The sequence below is a fragment of the Prevotella sp. khp1 genome (assembly GCF_900102205.1).
GTDB lineage: Bacteria > Bacteroidota > Bacteroidia > Bacteroidales > Bacteroidaceae > Prevotella > Prevotella ruminicola.
This window is the reverse complement of sequence record NZ_FNJZ01000002.1, coordinates 348,725-372,739: the sequence shown is the minus strand read 5'-3', so window position 1 is coordinate 372,739 and position 24,015 is coordinate 348,725. Positions and strand designations below refer to the sequence as shown.

Annotated in this window: 21 protein-coding genes; 9 read left to right on the top strand and 12 right to left on the bottom strand. The window is 46.1% G+C overall.

Annotation, left to right across the window (positions count from 1 at the left end):
• The first annotated feature begins 11 nt into the window (after window positions 1-11).
• Genes BLR73_RS07375 through BLR73_RS07365 form a run of 3 tightly spaced genes read left to right on the top strand, consistent with a single transcriptional unit; the run spans window position 12 to window position 3,184 of the window.
• Window positions 12-1,454 carry a lipopolysaccharide biosynthesis protein gene (locus BLR73_RS07375; protein ID WP_091860697.1) on the top strand — a complete coding sequence of 481 codons (1,443 nt, stop codon included), beginning with the start codon at window positions 12-14 and terminating at the stop codon, window positions 1,452-1,454.
• Between the two features lie 3 nt (window positions 1,455-1,457).
• Complete coding sequence (locus BLR73_RS07370) at window positions 1,458-2,174, top strand: IspD/TarI family cytidylyltransferase (RefSeq protein ID WP_091860694.1); 717 nt, start codon at window positions 1,458-1,460, stop codon at window positions 2,172-2,174.
• Entirely contained in the window at window positions 2,162-3,184 is a 1,023-nt protein-coding gene (locus tag BLR73_RS07365; protein ID WP_091860691.1) for an NAD-dependent epimerase/dehydratase family protein, read from the top strand. Before BLR73_RS07370 ends, BLR73_RS07365 begins: the two co-directional genes overlap by 13 nt.
• Here BLR73_RS07365 and BLR73_RS07360 read toward each other — a convergent pair.
• Window positions 3,173-3,982: a LicD family protein gene (locus BLR73_RS07360; RefSeq protein WP_091860688.1), complete on the bottom strand. Its 810-nt coding sequence runs from the start codon at window positions 3,980-3,982 to the stop codon at window positions 3,173-3,175. The two genes, BLR73_RS07365 and BLR73_RS07360, sit on opposite strands and share 12 nt — an antisense overlap.
• 87 nt (window positions 3,983-4,069) lie before the next feature.
• Here BLR73_RS07360 and BLR73_RS07355 point away from each other — a divergent pair, with 87 nt between their 5' ends.
• Window positions 4,070-5,095, top strand: coding sequence for a hemolysin activation protein (locus tag BLR73_RS07355; protein ID WP_091860686.1), 1,026 nt, complete (start codon window positions 4,070-4,072; stop codon window positions 5,093-5,095).
• 21 nt (window positions 5,096-5,116) lie between these two features.
• Here the strand turns inward: BLR73_RS07355 and BLR73_RS07350 are convergent, their stop codons facing one another.
• From BLR73_RS07350 to BLR73_RS07315, 8 genes are read right to left on the bottom strand one after another with little or no spacing between them, the layout of a single operon-like run.
• Window positions 5,117-6,520 (bottom strand): DUF6080 domain-containing protein, encoded by a 1,404-nt coding sequence (locus tag BLR73_RS07350; protein WP_091860683.1) that lies wholly within the window; start codon window positions 6,518-6,520, stop codon window positions 5,117-5,119.
• Window positions 6,517-7,101: an HAD family hydrolase gene (locus tag BLR73_RS07345; protein WP_091860680.1), complete on the bottom strand. Its 585-nt coding sequence runs from the start codon at window positions 7,099-7,101 to the stop codon at window positions 6,517-6,519. The genes BLR73_RS07350 and BLR73_RS07345 overlap by 4 nt, the downstream gene beginning before the upstream one ends.
• Window positions 7,098-8,081 carry an acyltransferase family protein gene (locus BLR73_RS07340; protein WP_091860677.1) on the bottom strand — a complete coding sequence of 328 codons (984 nt, stop codon included), beginning with the start codon at window positions 8,079-8,081 and terminating at the stop codon, window positions 7,098-7,100. Before BLR73_RS07340 ends, BLR73_RS07345 begins: the two co-directional genes overlap by 4 nt.
• On the bottom strand, window positions 8,078-9,166 hold the full coding sequence (locus BLR73_RS07335) for an acyltransferase family protein (RefSeq protein WP_091860674.1): 1,089 nt from the start codon (window positions 9,164-9,166) through the stop codon (window positions 8,078-8,080). The genes BLR73_RS07340 and BLR73_RS07335 overlap by 4 nt, the downstream gene beginning before the upstream one ends.
• On the bottom strand, window positions 9,163-11,001 hold the full coding sequence (locus BLR73_RS07330) for a phosphoethanolamine transferase (protein WP_091860671.1): 1,839 nt from the start codon (window positions 10,999-11,001) through the stop codon (window positions 9,163-9,165). Before BLR73_RS07330 ends, BLR73_RS07335 begins: the two co-directional genes overlap by 4 nt.
• Window positions 10,994-11,542, bottom strand: coding sequence for a nicotinate (nicotinamide) nucleotide adenylyltransferase (nadD, locus tag BLR73_RS07325; protein WP_091860668.1), 549 nt, complete (start codon window positions 11,540-11,542; stop codon window positions 10,994-10,996). Before nadD ends, BLR73_RS07330 begins: the two co-directional genes overlap by 8 nt.
• Entirely contained in the window at window positions 11,539-12,117 is a 579-nt protein-coding gene (gene gmk / locus BLR73_RS07320) for a guanylate kinase (protein WP_074760099.1), read from the bottom strand. The genes nadD and gmk overlap by 4 nt, the downstream gene beginning before the upstream one ends.
• A 3-nt stretch (window positions 12,118-12,120) precedes the next feature.
• A complete protein-coding gene (locus BLR73_RS07315) occupies window positions 12,121-12,996 on the bottom strand; it encodes a YicC/YloC family endoribonuclease (RefSeq protein ID WP_013064277.1) in 876 nt (291 codons plus the stop codon).
• Window positions 12,997-13,119: 123 nt separating this feature from the next.
• Between BLR73_RS07315 and BLR73_RS07310 the strand changes: the two genes are divergently transcribed.
• The 5 genes from BLR73_RS07310 to BLR73_RS07290 all read left to right on the top strand — a co-directional run bounded on the left by BLR73_RS07310 (window position 13,120) and on the right by BLR73_RS07290 (window position 19,734).
• The gene (locus BLR73_RS07310; protein ID WP_233456379.1) at window positions 13,120-14,457 is read left to right on the top strand and encodes a histidine-type phosphatase; all 1,338 of its coding nucleotides are present in this window, start codon (window positions 13,120-13,122) and stop codon (window positions 14,455-14,457) included.
• A gap of 110 nt (window positions 14,458-14,567) precedes the next feature.
• On the top strand, window positions 14,568-15,593 hold the full coding sequence (hemE, locus tag BLR73_RS07305; protein WP_091860665.1) for a uroporphyrinogen decarboxylase: 1,026 nt from the start codon (window positions 14,568-14,570) through the stop codon (window positions 15,591-15,593).
• Window positions 15,594-15,616: 23 nt separating this feature from the next.
• A complete protein-coding gene (locus BLR73_RS07300) occupies window positions 15,617-17,716 on the top strand; it encodes a TonB-dependent receptor (RefSeq protein WP_091860662.1) in 2,100 nt (699 codons plus the stop codon).
• A 15-nt stretch (window positions 17,717-17,731) separates the two neighbouring features.
• On the top strand, window positions 17,732-18,958 hold the full coding sequence (locus BLR73_RS07295; protein ID WP_176763644.1) for an MFS transporter: 1,227 nt from the start codon (window positions 17,732-17,734) through the stop codon (window positions 18,956-18,958).
• The gene (locus BLR73_RS07290; RefSeq protein ID WP_091860659.1) at window positions 18,952-19,734 is read left to right on the top strand and encodes a uroporphyrinogen-III synthase; all 783 of its coding nucleotides are present in this window, start codon (window positions 18,952-18,954) and stop codon (window positions 19,732-19,734) included. Before BLR73_RS07295 ends, BLR73_RS07290 begins: the two co-directional genes overlap by 7 nt.
• A 2-nt stretch (window positions 19,735-19,736) precedes the next feature.
• Here the strand turns inward: BLR73_RS07290 and BLR73_RS07285 are convergent, their stop codons facing one another.
• Genes BLR73_RS07285 through BLR73_RS07275 form a run of 3 tightly spaced genes read right to left on the bottom strand, consistent with a single transcriptional unit; the run spans window position 19,737 to window position 24,000 of the window.
• Window positions 19,737-20,546 carry a DUF3108 domain-containing protein gene (locus BLR73_RS07285; protein WP_091860656.1) on the bottom strand — a complete coding sequence of 270 codons (810 nt, stop codon included), beginning with the start codon at window positions 20,544-20,546 and terminating at the stop codon, window positions 19,737-19,739.
• Window positions 20,543-22,495: an Ig-like domain-containing domain gene (locus tag BLR73_RS07280; protein WP_091860653.1), complete on the bottom strand. Its 1,953-nt coding sequence runs from the start codon at window positions 22,493-22,495 to the stop codon at window positions 20,543-20,545. Before BLR73_RS07280 ends, BLR73_RS07285 begins: the two co-directional genes overlap by 4 nt.
• Window positions 22,492-24,000, bottom strand: a complete 1,509-nt coding sequence (locus BLR73_RS07275; protein WP_091860650.1) for a GH3 auxin-responsive promoter family protein — start codon at window positions 23,998-24,000, stop codon at window positions 22,492-22,494. Before BLR73_RS07275 ends, BLR73_RS07280 begins: the two co-directional genes overlap by 4 nt.
• Between the last annotated feature and the right edge of the window lie 15 nt (window positions 24,001-24,015).

Genomic DNA, 24,015 nt, shown 5'->3' with positions numbered 1-24,015 from the left:
CTGTTCAATGGATGGAATCATTGAAGGAAAAAACAGCTAAGGGCCTGTTTTGGGGTGGAATGAACAATGGCGTTCAGCAATTGCTCGGCCTCATCTTTGGTATCATTCTGGGTCGTTTGCTTAATCCTTCCGACTATGGTCTTATAGCCATGATTACCATCTTTTCGCTGATAGCAACCGCTTTGCAGAATAGTGGTTTCTCTACAGCGCTGGTTAATGAAAAAGAGCCAAAAGACAGTGACTATAATGCTGTCTTTTGGTTCAATATTTTTATGGGTGGCGTTATCTACTTAACGCTTTTCTTCTCAGCACCATTAATAGCTGATTACTATGATGAGCCCCGATTGGTTGCATTATGTCGTTATGCCTTTATCGGGCTGTTATTCAGTTGTAGTGGTGTAGCGCAGGCGGCTTATCTTTATAAGAATCTCAGAGCCCAGCAACTGGCTAAGGCTAGCATTACGGCTACTATCCTATCCAGTAGTGTGGCTGCTGTGATGGCTTGGCAAGGTTTTTCTTATTGGAGCTTGGCCACTCAAACTAACCTCTTTATTTTGATATCTACCCTGCTGCGCTGGCATTATAGCGATTGGCGCCCTACGCTTAAGGTTGATTTTACGTTTATCCGTAAGGCATTTCCGTTCAGCGTAAAGATCCTGATTAGCGATGTGCTGACACAGGTCAATAACAACGTGATGAATATGTTGCTGGGTCGTTACTTTAGCGCACATGATACTGGTAACTATAACCAGGCCTATCAGTGGAACAACAAGTGTACATCGCTTATCCAAGGGATGGTGAAGCAGGTAGATCAGACTGTGCTGGTAAGCGTTAGAGATGATCGCAAGCGCCAATTGGCTGTATTGCGCAAGATGGTGCGCTTTGCTGCATTTATCTCGTTTCCTTTGTTGTTGGGATTCGGCTTAGTAGCAAAAGAGTTTATTGTGCTGGCCATAGGCGAGAAGTGGCTTATATCAGCACAATATCTGCAGTGGATATGTGTGTGTGGTGCTGTGCTACCCATCAGCACATTAATGGCTGATTTCCTGATAAGTAGAGGTAAATCAGGTACGTTTATGGGCTGTACGTTATCGTTGGGTTTGCTTCAGATTGTAGTCATGCTAACGCTTTACCCCTATGGTATTGCCACGATGGTTAAGACTTACGTAGTACTTAATTTGTTTTGGCTGTTTGTGTGGTTTTTCTTTGCCTGTAAGGATACCAGCTATACCTTATTGCTGATGCTGAAGGATATCATGCCTTTTGCTTTGGCTGCTGCAGGTGTGATGTTTGCTACAGGTTATATCACCTCGTATATTGGAAACCTGGTGCTGCTGCTCATCAGCAGATGTATATTGGCAGCTGTACTCTATTATGCTGTGATGCGCCTGGCTGGTGCGCAGATACTGAAGGAGACTACAGATTTTATGATGAACAAAATTAAAAAACAATAAGATATGAACTATGCTTTGATTATTGCCGGCGGCTCTGGAAACAGAATGGGACAGGATATTCCCAAGCAGTTTATGCATGTAGAAAACTGTCCTATAGTAATTCATACCTTAAGGGCTTTTCAACAGCATCCTGATATTCATGGTATTGCTGTGGTATGTCTTGCAGGATGGGAAACAGTATTACAATCGTATGCAAATCAGTTCTCTGTCGACAAATTGAAATGGATATTTCCAGGTGGTACTAATGGTCAGGAATCCATTCATAATGGTATCTATGGTCTTCGTGATGCAGGTTGTAAAGAGGATGATTTAGTACTGATTCATGATGCTGTACGTCCTTTGCTCTCACAAGAGATCATATCTTCAAATATAGCTGTTTGTCAAAAATATGGTTATGCAATTACTGGTATAAAATGTCGCGAAGCCATTTTAGAGAGTGAAGATGGTTTTACTACTTCAACGAGTATACCTCGCGACAAATTAATCCGCACTCAAACTCCACAAACATTCCGTCTTGGTAATATTATTGCAGCTCACGAAGAGGCTGCAGAAAAAGGTATCACAAATTCTGTTGCATCATGTACTTTGATGGCAGAATTGGGTAATCGCGAAATGCATATTGTACCAGGATCGGAGAAGAATATTAAAGTAACCACTATAGAAGATCTTGAGATACTTAAGGCGCTTATGAATATAAAAGCAGAGTCATGGTTAAAATAAATCCCTATATAGAGGATATAGTACGAGCACTTTCTAATTTGGAACTTGGCTATTTACATGGAAAAAGTATCCTCGTCACAGGTGCTACAGGATTGATTGGCGGATGCCTTGTAGATACGCTGATGCATAGTAGCGTAGAATGTCATGTATATGCTTTTGGTAGGAATAAGGTACGTGCACAAGAGCGTTTTGGAAAGTATAAAGAAAATCCTTACTTTCATTTTATTAAAGGTGATGTTATAAATCCTTTGCTTTCTGATGTATGTTTTGATTATATCATCCATGCAGCCAGCAATGCGAGTCCGAATTTTTTTAAGGAGAAACCGGTTGAGGTTATTAAATCAAATATTATAGGTGTAACAAATTTGTTGGAATATGGTCTTTCACATGGCATGAAACGTTTGCTCTATGTTTCTTCGGGTGAGATTTACGGTGAAGGTAATTTAGATACATTCAAGGAAACTGATAGTGGTTATATAGATTGTGCTGTTCCTAGATCTTGTTATCCTTCATCAAAACGTACAGCAGAAACGCTTTGTGTTTCGTATGGAGCTGAATATGGAGCCGATGTGGTAATTGCTCGCCCATGTCATACTTATGGTCCATATTTTACAGAAAGTGATAATCGTGTTTATGCTCAGTTTATTAGGAATGTGCTACGTGATGAAGATATTGTGATGAAAAGTAAAGGTGAACAATATCGATCATGGATTTATGTAGTGGATTGTGTGACAGCTTTGCTAACTATTTTGCAATATGGCGTTTCTGGTCAGGCATATAATGTGGCTGATGAGCAGTCTTGTATTACAATCCGTCAGTTAGCAGAAATGCTGGCTCATGCGAAAGACAAGAAAGTAGTTTTCGACATTGACGAAATATCAGGAAATACTACGCCTATTTCTAGAGCCACTTTTTCTACAACCAAATTAGCACAATTAGGTTGGCAGCCTCTTACTACTATTTCAGAGGGACTGTTGCATACGTTAATAGCTCAAGAACTATTTTGTTAATTCTGGTACGATTACTACCGAATGAAAATGGCGCTTTTCAATAGGTGGTATTTCCATATAATTGCCATAGATATTGCGCAGATACAGGTCTGGATTGTGAGGAGCAGGAAAATCACTATCCTCAAACTTTACAGTAGATAAAGGCAATACTGTATCTTGTTTGTGAGTGATACCATACCCATTCATGGTTGGTATATTGGCATAATGCGTAGATTTGCATACCGCTTTCAAAAATCTGTAAACGGACATGAAGAGCAGAAACTTTCCTCCAAACCAGAAGAATTCGACGAAAGAGCGTAGCGAATAGGTGTGTGGGTGATGCAGAATGGATATACTTTTTGTTATTCCTTTAGTCAAGGGTTTTAATAACGACTTGGGGATGTCTGGATGCGATTCAAAGGGAAAAACATCAACAAAGATTCCTTTTACGTAATCAGATACAAAGTTATCACCTTTTTCAATATAAAGAGAGTTTAGATCGCGGATTTTTACCATCTGCTCTTTTACGTTAGGATCTGTTTGTGGGGTCTGTACAAAAAGACCTTCTGGCATTTCTTTAGGTGCTATTTCTGTGAAGCGTTTAAGGTCCTTCACGTCCATAGCAATGTCAATATCGTCATCCCAAGGAATAAATCCCCCATGACGCATCGCACCCAATAAGGTTCCACCATCAAGCCAGTATTTGATGTTGTGTTTTTGGCAGATACCATCAATCACTTTAAGAATAGACAACTGCTTGAGTTGGCAACTACGCAAATTTGGCTGTGAAAAAGCCCTCAACTGTTCTTTATAATCCATAACAGATGCAAAGGTAATAAATAATTCACAAATTACAATTCATAATTGGAAAAATTATGTATCTTTGCATCGAAATTGTATGTGAATATGAAACAACCCGCTAAGACTGATATTGCTGTTCTGCTGCTGTTCTTTAATCGTGCAGATACTTTCCGCCAGGTTTTCGAGGCGGTTAAGGAGGCTCGCCCCTCAAAGCTGTTTCTCTACCAGGATGGTCCTCGTGGCGAACGTGATATGGCTGGCATAGAGGCTTGTCGTGCGATTGTGAGCGATGAGAACATCGACTGGGAGTGCGAGGTGCATCGTATGTATCAGGAAAAAAACTATGGCTGCGATCCTTCTGAGTATATCTCGCAGAAATGGGCTTTCTCTATCGTTGATAAGTGCATGGTGCTTGAGGACGATGATGTGCCCTCACAGTCGTTCTTTCCTTTCTGTAAGGAGATGCTTGATAAGTACGAGAACGACGAGCGTATCAGTATGATTTCGGGCTTTAATATCGATGAGGTTACAGAGGATTGTCCTTACGATTACTTCTTTACCTCAACATTTGGCATCTGGGGCTGGGCATCGTGGCGACGCGTTATCGATCAGTGGGACGGTCAGTATTCATTCCTCGACGATGCGTATAATATGGCACAGCTAAAGGCTTTGGCCGAGCAGCGCAAATACAGAAAGGACATGATAAAGATGTTCCGTAACCATCGTGCAACAGGCAAGGAGTACTACGAAAGTATTTTCTGGGCATCTATGTTGTTTAATTCTGGTCTGGCCATTCTTCCTTCAAAGAACCAGATAAATAATCTGGGTTTAATGGCCGATTCTACGCATTTTACCGCTTCGGCCAAGACCACACCCAAGCGCTTCCTTAAAATCTTTACCATGAAGCGTTATGAGTTGGAATTTCCACTTAAACACCCTAGATATGTGATTGAGAATGTAGGTTATAAAGATAGGTTATACAAGATTCTTGCATGGCGTCATCCTTTAACCAAGATCAGCTATTCGTTAGAGGAGTTGTGGCTTAATATCCGATACGGCCAGTTTGGCAATATCTCGAAAGCTTTTACACGACGCATCCGAAAGTGGTTAGGAACAGAAAAGCATGCCTGATATTGAGGCATGCTTTTTTCGTTATATGATAGCTTTGATAGGCGATAGCAGGAAATCGGTCAGCAGATAGCCGTTATATATTAATAGGTATATAGTCATAGCTGCCACTACCCATCTTAGCCAGCTTGTTTGTACGGCTTTAAACAGATAGGCTGTAGCAATGGGCAGTACAAATGCCCAGTGTGGCGTCATGATATATATCTCATTAAGGCCGAAACCTAAGCCGATGTGTATCAGCATGTCGAAGGCAAATCCAGACAGGCAGAGCCAAAGGAAACGGCTTTTACGTCCCATCCACACGCCTATCACAAAGAACAGCAGTATAAGTGCTTCGATGATATAACTGAATGCCCAGTTGTAACGTACAAATACTGGACGATGAACCAGCACATCCTCTAGGAAGTAGTCCTGATGGAACTGCAGCGACTCGCCAAACAGGTTCTCATAGGTAGATTGCCAGCGCGATGTAGAAATATCTGTCCACTTCAGGAAGCCGTAATTCTCCATAGGCTTACCAGTCTTGGCTGCCTGGCGCTGTAATACCTTATCGCGACGGGCTTTCTTGGCCTCGTACTGCTCTTTCTGTTCAGCAGTCATCTGGGCCACACGTGCCTTTTGCTGTTCTGCTTTCTTTGCTTTCTGTTCTGCGCGTGCCTTTTCTTTGGGCAGCACATACGTGCGATACTCCCATTGTGACGTTCCCCACAGCAAGGCAGCTGGCAGGATAACAGCCAACAACAGGTATTTTGGACGGAAGAAATCGCGCAGATTTACAAAGAATCCTGATAAGAAAACCTTCACACCATTGCTCAGCGTAACACCTGCTGTAATGTAGAACAGAATGGCCGATTGCCACCACTTAAACTCGCGGCGTTTCTTGATGCATATACCTGATATATAAAGGGTGATAAGCAACAGAAACATTGATATGGTAAAGTGATCGGGCACGATGGCAGCCATCAGGATATAGGCCATCGAGAAGAAGTAGGCCGTGAGCAATGTAGCATCCTTGCGCTCTAATTCTATCACTTCGCGATGAATGCGATACAGGAAGATATACGAGTAATAGGTACATAGAATCAGGAATGCTGCTACCAGATACTGCACGCAGTTAACGCCTAACAGCCAAGTAAGCCCCTCGTTAATAACCCACAGCGGCCATATCATAAACGACAGCAACGGGTGGCGATACACCTGATACACCACATCCCAGTTGGTTACGCCCAGATAGGTAAGCGGGTCGTAGCCCGACAGATGCAGCTCGTGTTCGAAAGCCTTCCAATAGGGGCCGAAACCTGGTTGCATAAACAACTCGTGCATACGGAAGATAAACATAGCGTTGAGGGCTATGATAACCATAAGAGCAATCGTCGACTGCCAGCGTTCTTCGGGTTTAATCTTGAATATCTTAAGTGGATTTCTCATTGTCTGAATGGTTTAAAATATGATTTGTCGGCAAATGCCAGCATTTCTTTATCGCCACGACTATCGCCAAAGGCAGTCAGGTGATAATCCTTTCTGTCGGGAAAGAGGGTCAGGATACGGCTCACCTTCTCCTGGCCATAGCAGTTCTTGGTAAGAAAGCGTCCTGTCAGCTTGCCATCGATTACTTCAATCTGTGTGCCCAGCACTTTTACATCAGTAAAGAAAGGCTGCACCCAGTTATCGATAGATGCGCTTACTATCAGCACCTCCGCCCCCTCGTTCTGGGCTTGCTGTATGGCCTTGATGCCTGCAGGGCGTAGCAGATACTGCGATGAGGCTGCAAAGGCTTGGCAGAGGGCGTTAAAATCCTCGATAGTCATACCCTTAAAGAAGTATGCAAACACCTTTTGTTTGGCTTTCCAGTTAGGATAGAGCCCCAGTTTCATCAGCACCAGCAGATGGGCATAGCGTGCAAAGCCCCATCCAAAGGCCAATGTGCCCTTGGCAAAACGGATAAACTCTATCAACGTATCCTTAGTTGTCAGCGTTCCGTCGAAATCGAAGGCGTATATCTTCTTCATACTCTAACGATGAGTTTCAGTATCTTTTGTAGTGCCCATGCCAAAGGGATGGTAATCACGATGGTGAGTAAGGCCGTAAGCCAGTATCCCAGATGGTAGGGGATGAGGTAGGTCATCACAAAGTGATCGTGTATCAGATAGGCCTCCAGACTGAGGGCACCAAAGAAAGCGCAGAAGCTGTTGAACCATCGCGGCGTGCGACGGAGCACACGGTTCAGCATCATAATCAGCGTGATGGTAAACGGTATGTATATCATACGCTCTACAAACAAGGGGAATCGTCCGTGTGAAATCTGCTCCAGATACACACACGAACTGAAGGTGGCCAGGAAGATAGTAAGTATCATCCATATACCGGCACCATCTATCTTGGTTTGTTTACGTACCAGTTCGCCGCAGTTTATGCCGATAAAGAAGATGGGCACGCGGCTCCAGAATATCTCGATATGCCCTACGGCCTGATGCAATGGGGCTATCCATTGCACCCAGATGCACCATAGAATCATAACTACAGGCATCCATCGGTAAACGGGATGGCGCTGAATCAATCGCATGTAAGGCGGGGCCCAGAGGTAGAGCATCATAATGGCTGGGATATACCAGAAGGTGAGCTCGTCGTGCAACCAGAAGTCCCAGTTAATGGCGATGTCGCCAATCAGGTCGATATAATCGCCGTTTGTCCAGTCGAATCGTGGCAGATAGAAGAGCGATGCCATTACCAGCCAGGCAGGATAAATACGCAGCAGGCGGCGCTTGTAGAACTGCCACAAAGCAGGATTCTTTACCCACGAGAACCAAAGGCCGATACCACTCAGGAACAGGAACATATCTACACCCACATTACCACATCGCCTTAATCCGAAGAACTCGTTACTACGAGCCAGCGGCACGTGGAACAGGATGATGAACAGCATAGCTGCTCCCATCAATTCAGCGCGATAACGGCTAATGTTGGCCAGTTCTATATCCTTTATCTTCACAGTTTGGGACTTGGCAGTTGGTCTATCAGCTTCTTGAATAACCACGAGAGGAACAGCGTTGCTACCACGTAGAGCAGCAACCCTGCATACATATCATCATAAATGTAAGGTCGCACAATGATTTTTCGAACCAGCGGATGGGCCACAAAGATAGCTGACGAGATACCACCCACCCAGACGCTGTACGACAGCATCCATTCGGGCATTACTTTTACAAGTGCAATGGTGCCAACAACGATAAATGCAGGAACCCATAGCCAGCCTTGGAAATTTGAACTCAAAGCTACGATGAGGGCAACAGCGAGTAATAAGGCTATAAAATATTCCCAGTTAGGGAATATTTTGTTCCCAACGTGGGAATGTTTTGTTCCCAACGTGGGAATAATTGTTGGTATTCTAGCTGCCAACAAGCCTAAGCCGAAAGGCAGCACGCCGCCAATCAAGTTATAACGTAATCGCTCCAGCAAAACAGCATCGTCCTGGCAGGAAAGTTGCCACAACCAGCACAAAACTATCATACCTACAACTAGCCCCCAGTGGCGCCAGCGATAAAGTACCAGGCGATAGAAAATGTAAAGCTGCAAGGTAATGCTGAAGTACCAGTAAGGACCAGGCCAAACCACATGCGAGGGATCCTCGAACAGGTTGGCAAACATGCCCAGCATACCAACCACCGCTGTCCAGGTATAGCGATGCATGCCTGGGGTGATGGCATCGAGCAGGATAAAGGCCACAAAGCCTACGATAAAAATGCGGAACAACTTAAGATAGTTGTAGCGTACAAATCGCCACAAACCTACCTCGGGTAACTTGCCCTGTTCGTATTTCTTAACCAGTCCGTAACCACTCAGAAAGAGGAATACGGGCACGCCATAGTGGCCGAAGAACGACACCAGATGCATGGGTAACTGTTCATCAGGATTAAGAGTGAGGCGCCACAGCTCATCGAACTTGAATTGTTGCCAGGTATATTCGTTCTCTCTCACAATGCCCCTGAGCCAGTGGCAATAGTTGTGCAGCATGATGGCCAGGATGGCAACACCACGCATGGCAGAACACTCTTTTCTTGATAACAGTTCTTTCATTGCTTCTTTAACTGGTTATAATCTGTTACGCCTTTCAGAATACGTGGACGTTTGGTGTCGTAAGCCGGACTCACGATGTTATACTGCTCGTGATAGAGAGGCGAGGCAATACCGCCAAAGTACATCAGCAGGTGTGGCAGCACATCTGTCATCATCGGACGGTTTCTGGCCTCCTGGATAGCTGTCCAGCCGTATGGGTGGTTTTCGCGATACTTAGGCGATCCCCATATCCAGAACGGAATCTCCATCTCGTTGCGTGCCAGGCGGTAATCGATGTTGGCGCCATGCATACGTCCGTACATATATGGCTCGCCATCAAATATCTCTTCGGCATGATCGGGCATGTAGATTACTACAGCATCCTTATCGGCAAAGCGCTGGGTAACTGCCCATACAATCGAGTCGTTATAACGTACAGAGTTGTCGTAATCGGCCAGAATCATACGCTGTTTTTTGGTAAGTTCAGGACGATTGTACATATCCTCCTTCAGATACTTATGGGTAGCATTCTGCGGATATCGCGACTTGTACATCAGGTGCGAACCCATCAGATGCAGGATAATCAGATTATGCTCCTTATCCTCCTTCTTCAGGCGGTCGTACTCCTGCAGCACGCCCTCGTCATAAGGATAAAGACGGGTGTTACGTGTATCAAACAACTTTTTGCTCAGATCAGGATTATTCAGGAAGAAACCTCCGCTGAAGTCGTAAACAGCCTCGTTAGCCTTCGACTGGAACTGATTGGTGATAAACGTAACGTGATAGCCTGCCTTGCGGAATACTTCTGGGAAGAGTGGTTTATCGCACCATTCCTCTTTTTCGCCGATGGCCTGCAGCGACAGGATGTTCTTGAACACAAAACTGGTAAGATTCCAAGGTGCAACCACATCGGTAAATGGTACCAGCGTGCCTTCCTGAGCCAAAGCCTTCTGCTTAGGTGTAGTTGGCATGTTGTAGCCATACAGCTGCGAGTGATGCTTGTTGTAGCTCTCGCCGATAATCAATACGATGTTTGGCACACGATAACTACAGCTATCTATCTGCACCTTCTCGCTGGCAGCTTCGAGCTGTACTAACTGGTTGTCGGCCAGGTGGTTGGCGTACATGCTGAATACCAATCGGTAGATAGGTACATAGAATTCGGCCTTGTCCTTACGCGTAAGCTCGTGCTCCATCTGACCCACGGTGGTGTGGGTAAACATGCGGTGCATAGCCTCTTTGTTGGGCCAAACAAGTGTTACGCAAGAGCAGAGTGCCCATGCTACGATTACACCAACAATGGCGTTGTAACCCTCGATAACAATGGGGGTCATCTTGGGCAGAATCAGCCTGTTGCTGAGATGTCTGGTCATTCGGCGAATCACCGTCCAAGCGATGTGCACCAGCGCCAAGAGCAGTACCCAGCCCACTTTTGATGTAACTACATCCCATGTAATATAGCCACGCAGAAACTCGCTGGCCTCCTGACCTGTGGTTTCGTTAGCCAGCATCAGCATGGTGGGGGTAAGAGTCGACTCAAAACGTACGTAGCAGTACATATCCACAATGGCTGTGGTGTAAAGCAGGATGTAGAGTAGCGCTCGCACCCAATAGCGAACCTTTCGGGGTATCAGCGTAAGCACTACGCATACGGCGTAGATATCCAGAAACAGTTCGGGTTCGGAAAACTGGTATGGTTCGGCACCTTTGCCTACCAGATAGACGGGCATCAGTTCCAGTTGTGTACAAATCATTCCCAGCGCAAACATAAACACAAAGAATGCGCTGTTTTTCTGGATGGGCATAAACAGGGCGCCAATCCACTTTAATGGGTTTATTTTCAGTCCTTTAAGCATAGAGTTCGTGTTCCTTTATATATTCAGCCACAGCCTTTGGCACCAGATGATTGATAGGCTTGCCTGCCTGGATGCACTCGCGTATTTCGGTGCTCGAAATGTCGATGAGGTCGAGTCCGTCGATACCACCTTCGCAACCACGACGGGGATAAACGATTATCTGGTACTGATTGCGGATATCATCGGCACGATACCACTTGTCAAACAGCTGCCAGTTGTCGCCACCTATCATCAGTACAAACTCGCGGTCGGGATAATCTCGCTTCAGGGCCTCGAGTGTGTTCCAGGTGTACGATGGTTTGGGCAGATGCATCTCGTAGTCGCTGGCTATGATGCTAGTTTCGCCTTCAACAGCCAGGCGGGCCATCTCCATGCGTATCTGGTCGTCCAGCAAATCGGCTTGGGCTTTCAGGGGGTTCTGTGGCGAAACCATCAGCCACACTTCGTCGAGCCCAGCTTTTTCACAAAGCTGACGAGCCAACGAAATGTGACCGTTATGAATGGGATTGAACGATCCGCCAAAAATCCCCGTTCTTATCATTCGATATCTAAAAAATCCTTGATTATTTCCAAAGCATCAGCCTCGGCATATTCCAACATGTCGTTGATAACCACCTTATCGAACTTATCGGCAAACGAGAGTTCGAACTCGGCACGGGCAATACGCTGGTCGATAACCTCGGGGGCATCTGTTGCACGACCTTCCAATCGTTTGCGAAGTTCGTTGATTGATGGGGGCTGGATAAACAGGCTCAGCGCCTTGTCGCCATAGAATTTCTTGATGTTTACGCCACCTTTCACGTCAACGTCGAACACCACGTTCTGTCCAGCTTCCAACTGGTTCTCAACCTGCGACTTCAGCGTGCCGTAAAAGCGGTCGGTATATACCTCCTCGTACTCCAGGAATTCGTCGTTCTCAATACGCTGGCGGAATTCCTCTGGTGTCAGGAAGAAATAGTCTACCCCGTTCTGCTCTGTGCCGCGAGGAGCTCGCGATGTGCACGAGATAGAGTAGGCCAGATTCAGTTCCTTGTGCTCTCTCATCAGCCATGAGATAATGGTACTCTTGCCTGTGCCCGATGGAGCCGATATAATAATTAATTTACCTTTTGCCATCGTTTAAAGTGCGTTAAGAACCTGTTCCTTAATCTGCTCCAGCTCGTCCTTCATCTTAACCACGATGTTCTGCATCTCGGCCTGATTACTCTTCGAACCGGTTGTGTTAATCTCACGACCCATCTCCTGAGCGATAAAGCCCAGCTTCTTACCCTGTCCGGCAGGCTCGTTCATGGTGTCGCGGAAATACTTCAGGTGGTTGGTCAGTCGCTGCTTCTCCTCGCTGATGTCCAGCTTCTCAATATAGTAAATCAGCTCCTGCTCCAAGCGGTTCTTATCATAGTCGGCTGTTGGAATCTGCTGCAAGCCATCTATGATACGTGCCTTAATCTTCTGAACACGACTCTTCTCGTATGGCTCAATCTCGCCCATCAGCTTGGCAATATTGTCAATCTTCTCAGTAAACTTCTTCTGCAAGGCAGCACCCTCCTGAGTACGGAAGTCAACCAGGTTCTTCAGGGCCTCGGCTACACCGCCTTTCACTACCTTCCACTCCTCGTCGTCCAGCTCTTCAACATCAGTCTTAGTCATTACGTCTGGCATGCGGAGCAGGGTATAGAACCAATCCTCAGGAGTTGGAATACCAGTCTTGTCGGCGATGGCCTTAATCTGCTGGTAGTAGTTCTCAACCAGCTGTGCGTTGATAGGGGTTGGATCTACCGATGTATCCTTCTCAACCCAAACGCTCATGTCCACTTTTCCGCGAATCAGAGCCTCTGCCACCATCTGGCGCATCTCCATCTCTTTCTCACGATAGAGAGGTGCGATACGTGTGTTCAAGTCGAGCTGCTTTGAGTTCAGCGACTTGATTTCTACGTGAATTTTCTTCTCCTTAAATGCCACGACCGCCTTGCCGTAGCCTGTCATCGATTGTATCATGCTATACCTATTTAATAATATTTGGCTGCAAAATTACAAATAACTGCGTAAAAAACCAAATAAAAACGCTTTTTTCCGAATATTTGATTATCTTTGCATATCAATATCAAACAATAAAGGATTATGAAACGAAAACTATTAATTCTGGCCATCGGTTTTTCGATGACTTTGCAGGCGCAAGGGCTACGGGTAGGCGAGCAAGGCTCAGGGATGAATGCACCTGTTTTTGAGACTTCGGCTAAAGATGAGATTGCAACAAATCGTTTTTTGGCAGGTAGTAACTATTTGGATTACGATCGTCAGCTTACTGACAAGGCACTGACGCCTGCTCCTAAGAATTATGAACCTTACTATATGAGTCATTATGGTCGTCATGGATCGCGTTGGCTCATCAGCGATGGCAATTACTCAAAACCCCTTGCAACGCTGAAGGCAGCTAAGGAGCAAGGGAAACTTACGCCATTAGGTGAGAAAACACTCGCAACTATTGAAGCTATCTACGCTACAGCCCATAAACGTTTAGGCGATTTGACTACTGTCGGTGAACGTCAGCATCATGGTATCGGAAAGCGTATGGTGCAGCATTTTCCTGAGATTTTCAAAACCAAGAATCTAAAGATAGATGCCCGTAGCACCACGGTGAACCGTTGTATTTTGTCGATGATTGCTGAGTGCGAAGAGCTGGCTGCTGCTAATCCTACAGCCCAGATTCATAACGATGTAAGCGAGAGTCTGCAGTACTATCTCAATCAGCCTTGGGACGGACTGGTAGAGAAACTTGGACGCACCACTGGCGATAAGGAAGAGCGCGAATATGCCTATAAGTACATCCACCCAGAGCGCTTGATGAAAGCGTTGTTTAACGACGAGGCTTACGTATATAATAATGTGAATGCAGGTTCGCTGATGCGCCAGCTGTTCCATGTGGCTTGCAATATGCAGAGTCACGACACCGATCTGGAGCTCTTCTCGCTGTTTACCGATGAGGAGGTTTACGACCAGTGGCGCCAGAAGAATGTAGGTTGGTATCTCGATTATGGTGCATCGCCTGTTTCGGGTGGTAAGATGCCTTTCAGTCAGCTTAATCTGCTGAAGAACATCATAGCTACTGCCGACACCGTTACTGAGACACAGGCCACTTTGCGATTTGGCCACGAGGTTTGTGTGATGCCTCTGGCTTGCCTGTTGGAGTTGGATAACTGCGGCATGGTTGTGAACAATCTCGATGAACTCGATAAGTATTGGCGTAACTATCGCATCTTCCCCATGGGCTGCAATATCCAGCTGATATTCTATCGCCCCAAAAAGGGAAAGACTGGCGATATTCTTGTAAAGGCCCTGCTGAACGAGCGCGAGGCCTATCTGCCTATCAAGACCAACCAGTGGCCTTACTATAACTGGCAGGAGCTACGTACATATTATAAAAATAAGATTGCCGCCTTTGAAGCAGAAAACAAGTAACATCTGTTAAAAATCCATATTTATAGGGATTGCACAGCTTTTTGATTTGTTGTACCTTTGCACCCGAAATAAGTTAAAGGTGTTTAGGAACACAAGAATTAATAATAAATATGTATAGCAATCCCTTCTTTGCGGTTATCAATCACCAACCAGCCTGTCGCCCTCCAGTATGGATGATGCGACAGGCTGGTCGCGTATTGCCACGATACCGCCAACTTACTAAGATGTTGCCTTTCCGTTCTATCATGTCGTATGCCAATCTGGCTGCCGAGGTTACCTTGATGCCAATTGACGATATGGGTATGGATGCTGCCATCTTGTTTAGCGATATCTTGGTAATCCCTGAGGCGTTGGGCGTCAAGGTGGAATGGACCAACGAAGGGCCTGCTTTCCCCCATCCGCTGATGGATGTAGAGCATCCTGCGGCAGAATTAAGCTTTAGCCCCTCGCATCTTAATCATGTGGCCGATACGCTGGATGAGATTATGGGCCAGAAAAGGGCCGATACACCTGTGATTGGTTTTTGTGGTGGCCCGCTTACCTGCTTGTGTTACATGTTGGGTGGTCGCGACAAGACGATGCAGTTTACCGATGTGGTACGCTATCTCTACACCCATCGCCAGGAGTCGCTCCAGTTGCTAGATGCCATCACCAGCGCCAGCGAGGCATATGTACATCTGCAAGCAACTCATGGTATCGACACCTTCCAGATATTCGAGTCGTTTGCTGGTGTGATATCTGCCGAGCTTTATCAGGATATGATTATGCCCTTTGTGCGCCGTATCACGGCTGCTGTAAGGCAGCATGGCTTGCCTGTTATTTTCTTCCCCAAGGGATTTGGGGCTGGTCTGCAGATGCTTACCCCTGAGGATTGCGATTATGTAAGTATCGATTGGCAGACACCTCTGTTAGTGGCTCGTCATCTGGTTAATCCGGCCATAGGTCTTCAGGGTAATATGGATCCACGTATACTGTTTGCCCCTCAGGCTGTTATCGAGCAGCATCTGCAGCAGTATCTGGCTTTCTTCCGAGAGCATCCCAATTATATCTTTAATCTGGGGCATGGCGTTCATAAGGATACGCCATTAGAGAATGTACAGTTCGTAACCGAATGGTTCAGACAAACACAAAAATAATCATTATATATTAATAAAAAGGTATGTTTTTAGGATTACTATTATCAGCAATGTTGGTGGTTGAAGGACCAGAGGTTACACCCGCCGACACAACCACAGCCCGCTCGTACAAGCTCGACGAAGTGGTGGTTAGTGCGTTTAAAACAAACAAATACGAGTTGGTGCCTGCATCGCGTTCGGCTTTGTCGGCTCGTCAGCTCAGTAATCAGCAGATAACAGGACTTAAGGAGTTAACTGCCGTTATTCCCAATTTCTATATGCCCGACTATGGTTCGAGAGCCAGTTGCCCCGTGTTTGTACGCGGTGTGGGTAATAAGTCGGATGGAACAGGTATCGGCTTTTATGTAGATGGTATGCCTTTCTACGAGCCCCTCTCGTTTGATTGCGATCTGGGCGATGTGGCCTCGGTTGAGGTGCTACGTGGTCCGCAGGGTACATTGTATGGTAGAAATGCCATCGGTGGTATTGTAAACATCAGTACCCGTAACCCATTGGAGTATCAGAACACCCGTGTTCGTCTGGGCTATGGTAAATATAACGATTTGCGCACGCAGATATCTAATTACACCAAGGTATCGGATAAGTTCGGTTTTACCTTTGGTGCACTCTATCATCATAACGATGGCGCCTTCCGTAATAGCTATCTGAACGAAAAGGTAGATAAGATGAACGAGACCGAGGAGCGTATAGGATTGTATTATAAGCCATCTGATAATTGGTTGATACGCCTTACCAGCCATTTTTCCTACAGCGATCAGGGAGGTTATCCCTATGCTCCAGTGAATGTTGAAACCAATACGTTGCAGGATATCAATTATAACCGATATAGCTCATTCCGTCGCCTTATCAGCACCAATGGTCTGGGTATTACCTATAATGGTCCTGTGGTTAGCTTTAATAGCCAGACATCGTTCCAGTATATCAACTCAAAGCAGGCTATCGATCAGGACTTTACTGTTAACGACAAGTCGTTTGTAGAGAATGCCCGCCACCAGAATATGGTGTCGCAGGAGTTTACTCTCAAGTCGAATAACGATAGCCGTTACCAGTGGGTGGTTGGTGCCTTTGGCATGATGGAGCATGTGGATCGTACAGTTGATAATTTCTCACCATCAGCAGGCTCGCTCAGTCATACCAACTATTGTGTTCCAACCAGTTCGTTGGCCCTGTATCACCAGAGTACCTACAACATCTGGCAGGGACTTTCGGCTACAGCTGGTATCCGTTTTGATTATGAGCATGCAAAGACCAACTATGATAATCTAAAAGTAAAAGCCTCGCCACTATCCGATGGAGGTTTTACGTTGGTTGATCCCAGTCAGATGTCTTCGGCTACAGGCGAATCTTTCGAGAGCAGCAAGGATTTTACACAGGTAACACCTAAGTTTACGCTTCAGTATCTTACTACCGAGGATAACCTCTACTATGTGTCGGTTACTCGTGGCTATAAACCAGGTGGTTTCAATAAGTCGTTCTCTACATTCGATGAGCGTTCGTACGAGCCGGAATACAGTTGGAACTACGAGGTTGGCGCCAGCATTAACCTGCTGAACAATCTGCTTACCCTGAGTGCCGACCTGTTCTATATCGATTGGCGTCACATGCAGATTACTTCTACCATTACAGGCGTGGGTAATATCACCACCAATGCTGGTCATACAGATAGCAAGGGTGCTGAGTTGAATGTAATCGTGCGTCCTGTTGAGGGCCTGCAGTTCACGGCTAACTATGGATATACTTATGCCCGTTTCCTCTCTTATGTAAAGAGTGCCACAGTAGATTATACTAATAATCGCCTGCCCATGGTGCCCAACCACACGCTAAGCCTCGATGCCAACTACACCATCAACCCTACAGGTTGGTTAGATCGTGTGATGTTCAATGTAGGTTTGCGTGGCTTGGGTCGTATCTACTGGGCCGAGGATAATCTGGTAAGTCAGGATTTCTATACCACACTCAACGCCAAGGTAGCCCTAACCAAGGGTATTGTTACCTGGGAGGTATGGGGTAAGAACCTGACTGATACCAACTATATGGCTTACGGCTTTAAGTCGTCTACTGGCAACTATGCCCAGGCAGGCAAGCCATTGATGTTTGGAACCACTATCGAGTTAAATTTCTAAACCAATAATAGTTTCATGGCAACAACCACCAGCGTAGATAATGTAAGGAGATTGAATCTCGCCACGTTTTTCTGTCTCTATATAGCGCAGTTCATCCCCTCAACGTTTATCACTACTGCCATGCAGGTAAGTATGCGCCAGGCCAATTATGGTCTGGCCACTATCGGCCTGCTACACTTAGTGCATATCCCCTGGCTCGTTAAGTTTCTTTGGGCCCCTATGGTAGATCGCCAGTGTTCTCGTCTGGCCAGCTATCGCCGTTTCATCCTGCTAATGGAGTCGGTCTATGCCCTTTCAATCATGTGTATCGGATTCTTGGATATCTCCTCCGATATCTACTTTATCTTTGTGTTAGTTTTTATATCGATGTTTGCATCGGCTACACAGGATATTGCTACCGATGGTTTGGCGGTGAGGGCTTTTGGTAAGGGTGATCATAGTGCTGTGAATAGTATGCAGTCGATGGGACGTTACGCTGGTGCTTTCTTAGGTAGTGGTATCTTTATCGTGATGCTCGACCATTTTGGTTGGAGTGTTGTTTTCCCGCTGTTGGGATTGGTGGCCTGGTTCATGGTGGTGCCTTTGCAGTTTAATAAGAAGATACATATCGAGCCACGTTCGCCCAAACAGCGTGCCAAGCTGATGGATTTTATGTGGTTCTTCTCGCGCAAGGAAATTATCCCACACGTGATTTTCCTGTTGCTCTACTTTATGGGTATCATCGGCATTATTGCCAATGTGCGCCCTTATATGGTTGACTTGGGCTATAACATGAAGGAGATTGGTGTGTGGTTTGGTATGGTGGGTACAGCCACATCGTTTGTGATGGCTTGGGTGGCCCATGTGCTAATCCGTCGTATCGGTATGTATCGAGCTCGCTTGATGGTGGCCTTCATGATTGTTACAGCTCCGCTATATTTCCTGCTGCTAACGTTTATTTCGCCTACACTCCCTCTATTGGTAGGTGGTTTGCTGCTGGTAAAAACATGTCATGCCTTTGCGTCGATTGTGGTTTATACCACAGCGATGGATTGTGTACGCGATGGACGTGAGGGAACCGATTTCACCATCCAGGTGGTTGTAGTTCATCTCAGTTCGTCGCTCATATCGATTATTTCGGGTGGCGTTGGCGAGTGGCTCGACTATCGTGGCCTCTATCTCATCGAGCTAGGCATTGCGCTCGTAAGTCTGATTTATGTAATTCGTGTGTTTAAACCTAATCAGATGCTGGCCAAATGGTAAAACGTATTTTATTTACAGCTCCCGACACCTATCATGTAAGTTTGCACGAGGCTTTTGGCAAACGCCCCACATGCAGCTTCCATCCCATGTTTGTGCCTTTTATCAGCAGTACCTTACTGCCCCCTGGTGGCACTTTCCTGCCGTTCTGTAATCAGTTGGCATCGTACGATTATATTATCTGCACAAGCATCATGGCCGTCAGGGCGCTTTCCTCTGCTGGTGTCGACAGATCGCTTATTGATGGTAAGGTAGTAGCCATAGGTAAAGATCAGAAAGTCGTGCAGGAGTTTCTGGGTGTTACAGTGGCATTACCACATGCCAAACCCAGTTTGATGGGGATTATCGAGGCTTTGGAAAGCGAACAGGCACTACAGTCGAAGCGTATTGCTGTGCTGTGGCCTAAATATAGCGGACTGCCTGTTCCGCCAACGATCACCAATTTCCAGAATGCCCTAAGCGCAACAGGTGCCGACGTATCATATGTATATTGCTATCGTACCACAGCTATGAGCGATGAGTACTATGCCGAAACAGCCGATGCCCTACGTAGCGGTAATATAAGCGCTGTAGCCCTCACCAGTGGTGGCGAGGCCTACGTATTATCAAGAATTATGAAATTTGCCGAAACACAGGGCCAGCCTGTTAACGTGCCTATCTACTCGTTTGGTCCTTACACCACACGATGCGCTGAGGAGGCTGGCTTAAACGTAACAGGCACCTCCCCCAATCAATATAGCTTTTCTGACTTTATTGATTATCTCGAAACAAAGCTATAACCCTATTTGATTCTTGAGGTCATCGCGCTGCGAACACCTTTATAATTATTCAGGTAGGCCTTGGCACTTCCGAACGAAAGGAACATGTCGAGGCGTACTGGTATATGGTTCTGATCGTCGGTGATATAGAAGCGGATAAGCTCATGGCTTTTTCCATCCTCGCGCTCATAGAACGACATTACCAGGCAACGGAATTTCTCCTTTGAACCATTCATTTTGAAGGTTTCGCGACCACGGAACTCCAACCACGAGTTAGACAGATTACGTGCATCGCTGATAGGGGTGGGGATAACCTGACCCTTCTTCAGTTTGGTGGCATCGAAGTTGCGGGCACGCAGGAAGATCGACATCATATCGTAAATACAGTTACGATAGGTGCTGGTTTTCCAATGCTGTTCGCCATCGGCATCAATACGGTGCTTCTTCAGCTGACAGTTGCCGTTAGGATAGGTGTACCATATCTCATCTACATAGTATCTGCTACCTTCACGGGCGCCTTTGCGGAAATACATTGGCGAAAGATCGGGATTGCAGTACGACAGCAAGGTATCGCGCATAGTGAAGTACTTGTCGAGCTTAGAGTTTCCACGTGTAATCAGGTACGATTTCCACGCATCCTTGCCCTCAAACTTAGTCATCTTAGTATCCATTTGGGCCGATCCAACCTTTACCCAAATAAACTGCCAGTTAAAGTAAAGGTCGTACTCCAGGCTCTCGCCGCTCTTAAAGGCGGTATTGGCAATTCCACACTGGGCATGGGCCGAGAGGCCTGTGCCAAGCATAATCATCAGCGAAAGAATTATCTTCTTCATTTCTTGCTATCTACATTTATGCCCTTATCCTTCAGGTATTCTATACCCATTTGGCGGGCGCGTTCTACATTTCTGTTCTTTAGTTTCTTAGCTGCCTCTGGTTTCTGTTTGGTAATCTTCTCTGGCTTTTGTTTGTACACGGGTACAGCCGTTACATTCCAGTTAAGATTCAAATCCCATTTGGCTTTGCCTTCTATCTCTTTGGGATAGTAATAAACAGCCTCTGCCTGTCGGCCTTCGGCATAGTCTCCTGTATCCCAGATGCCGTTACCATTACTATCGATAAAGGCACTTACGTAATACTTCTCGGGTTTAAGGAATTTAAATTCGGCCACATGGTTATTTACGCGGGCCAGTTTTACTACTTTATCCGAACCGTTAAGCAACTGAACTACCATGGCAGAATCTTCTATACCCGAGATGTTAAGTTTCAGCGTGCCGTATTCGTCTTCGCCCTTAACCTTGATGCCTTGTTTATAGGCATTAGATACTTTGCCATAGATATCTACGAAAGCTGCAGAATCTATCTCAAGGCTATACTCTATGCCTGGTCGCCAATCGGCCAGAATCTGGTAACTTCTGATCTGATGGGGTATGGGCTCCATGCGGCAATCTGATTCGTACCATACAGAGTCGATCATCGAATAGAGATGAACCGCAGCTGTGTCGCAATGCTGCAAAGGTGTAGGCATTTCAACCTTAATGACCTTATCGGGATCCATCTGTGATGGCACATCGAACTTGGGTTCCAGGGGTTTCTCGTGCCATACAGAGTCGTAAGGCATATCACGTTTCTTTTTCTTTTCCTGCTCCTTCATCCACTGGTCAATCTCCTTGGCTTTTTCCTTCTGTCGCTTGGCGTATGGAGTTTTAGCCAGCGATTCGATGGTATCCGTTTGGTTAATGAGCATACCTGTAGAGTCAGAAATCTGATAGTTAATCTCCATACGTAGGGTATCCTGATTAATTAGAGTTGTATCGCGCAACCAGTAATGGATAGTATCTTGTTTCTCGTTCGTCTCGATTACAAAAGCATCGTTACTGTCGAAGTTCAGACCGTTTATAACAGGCAGTTCAGGATGACCATAGCTGAAGTACATCGAGAACTTATTGGCTTCTACGCGTTCGGTCTTGATAAGGAAACGATCGGTAAGCACGTGGGTGAATGCCAACAGTGTGATATCATCGGGCAGGAAGTGGGTGTAAGGCACTTTTATCAGCGCATCGATATGCAACGAGTCGCGCCAAACGGTGTCGGTTCGCACGTCGGGCTTAGAGCCAGGCTCGAAGGTCTGCTGGTTAAAGGCAATCATCTCACTCTTCTGTGTAAAGCGGAAGTCGCCATCGGCATCCTGCAGGGCATAAGCGCGATAAGTGCCAGGAGCCACACCTTTTACTACAAAGTGTCCACGACTGTCGGTACGCGATACACGCAGCATAGGTTTGGTTTGGAAGGCAGAATCAGCCAGATCATTATACAAGCCTACCATGATGCCCTTGATGGGTTCGAGATTGCTGGCATCGAGCACATAGCCCGATACTTCGAAAGTATCAATCTTTTCGCCTGTGGAGAAGCTATAGGTATAGCTACCCATAGGGTTATTCTCGTTGTTATCGCTGATGGCATCGCTGAAGTCGATGGTATAAGTGGTATTCGCCATCAGTGAGTCCTGCAGTTCCACTACAATTTTTTTACCTGCAGCCTTGATGTCGGGTACTTCCAACTGTGGGGGCGACACAATCACCTTGTTGGTTGCGTCGGTAAGTTTGATATACTCATCAAACAGGATGGTAATCTTCTTGGTGTTCACGTTGGTGGCCTGATCGGCAGGTGTAGCGCTTAGAACCTTTGGTGGATCGTCGTCGTACCAACCGCCATCGGGCTGTCCCATGCGGGCACAACCAATCATAGCCAAAGCTATACTGCAGATATAGAGGAGTTTCTTCATGCGTTCAACTTCAATAATTGTTCGATATGTTCGCGAGAGTTGCTAAGGCGAGGCACCTTGTGCTGTCCGCCTAACTTGCCTTTCAGTTTCAGCCAGTCGTTAAACAGATTCTCGCGTGCCTCGATAATCTCAAGGTGCTGCAGCGTAATATCTTTATAACGTTTAGCTTCGTAATCGCTGTTGATTTCCTGCAAATGCTTATCAAGCAGATCGCTGAACTGCTGCAGATTGGCAGGGCGCTTCTTGAATTCGATGAGCCACTGATGGCGGCACTTGGCGTTCTGGTCCATAAACACAGGGGCAGCGGTATATTCCGAAACCTCGGCACCTGTCTGTTCACAAGCATAGGCCAGTCCCTTTTCGGCATTATCTACTATCAGCTCCTCGCCAAAGGCATTAATAAAATGCTTGGTGCGACCAGAGATGATAAACTTGTACGGATTGGTAGATGTAAACTGGATGGTGTCGCCGATTTCATAACGCCACAAACCACAGCTGGTTGAGATAACCATAGCGTAGTTTTTACCTGTTTCTACACCCCACAATGGTACGATGGTTGGATTCTCCTTGCCAATTTCGTCCATTGGTATGAACTCGTAGAACACATCGTAGTCGAGCATCAGCAGCATCGACTTGTCCGATGGATCGTTCTGCAGGCCGAAGAATCCCTCGCTGGCATTATACGTTTCCATATAGTGCATGTTGGGCGAGGTAATGAGCTGTTTGTACTGTATGCGATAAGGCGTAAAGGCCACGCCACCATGGAAGAACACCTCGATGTTAGGCCATACCTCTTCAAGATGTGTTTTGCCTGTTATCTCCATCATGCGGGTTAGCACAGAGAGCATCCACGAGGGTACACCCGAAAGGTTGGTTACGTTTTTGTTCATGGCCTCGCGGGCAATACGGTCGCGCTTAATCTCAAAGTCAGAAAGCAGAGCTGTCTGTTTCTTCGGCACACGAACCAGATTGGCCAACGGGTTGATATTCTCAATCAGGATGGCGCTCAAATCGCCAACCAGAGAGTCTTTCAGATTATAATTAGGTGCATGACTGCCACCAAGAATCAGTCCCTTACCATCGAACATGCGCGACTTAGGATTGTTTTGCAGATACATGGCCACAGCATCAAATCCGCCACGATAGTGTATGCGTTTCAGTCCCTCTTTGCTTACAGGGATGAATTTTGATTTATCGTTGGTAGTGCCAGATGATTTGGCATACCATTTTACACGACCTGGCCACAGCACATCTGTTTCGCCATGACGCATGCGATCTATCGATTCTTTGAGTTCTTCGTAGGTATTTACGGGGATGTGTTTGGCAAAATCATCGTAACCTTTTATTGATGCAAAGGCATGATTTCGTCCGTATTCCGTATCTTGGGCTTCAGCCACCAGTCGGCCCAGCACAGCTTCTTGGAGTGCTTTGCCTTGGTTGAAGTGTTTCTCGAGTTCCTTTTGTCTAGGCTCGAATACTTTTCTTACAATCTTTGTTATACTCATGTTAATAATTGCGCA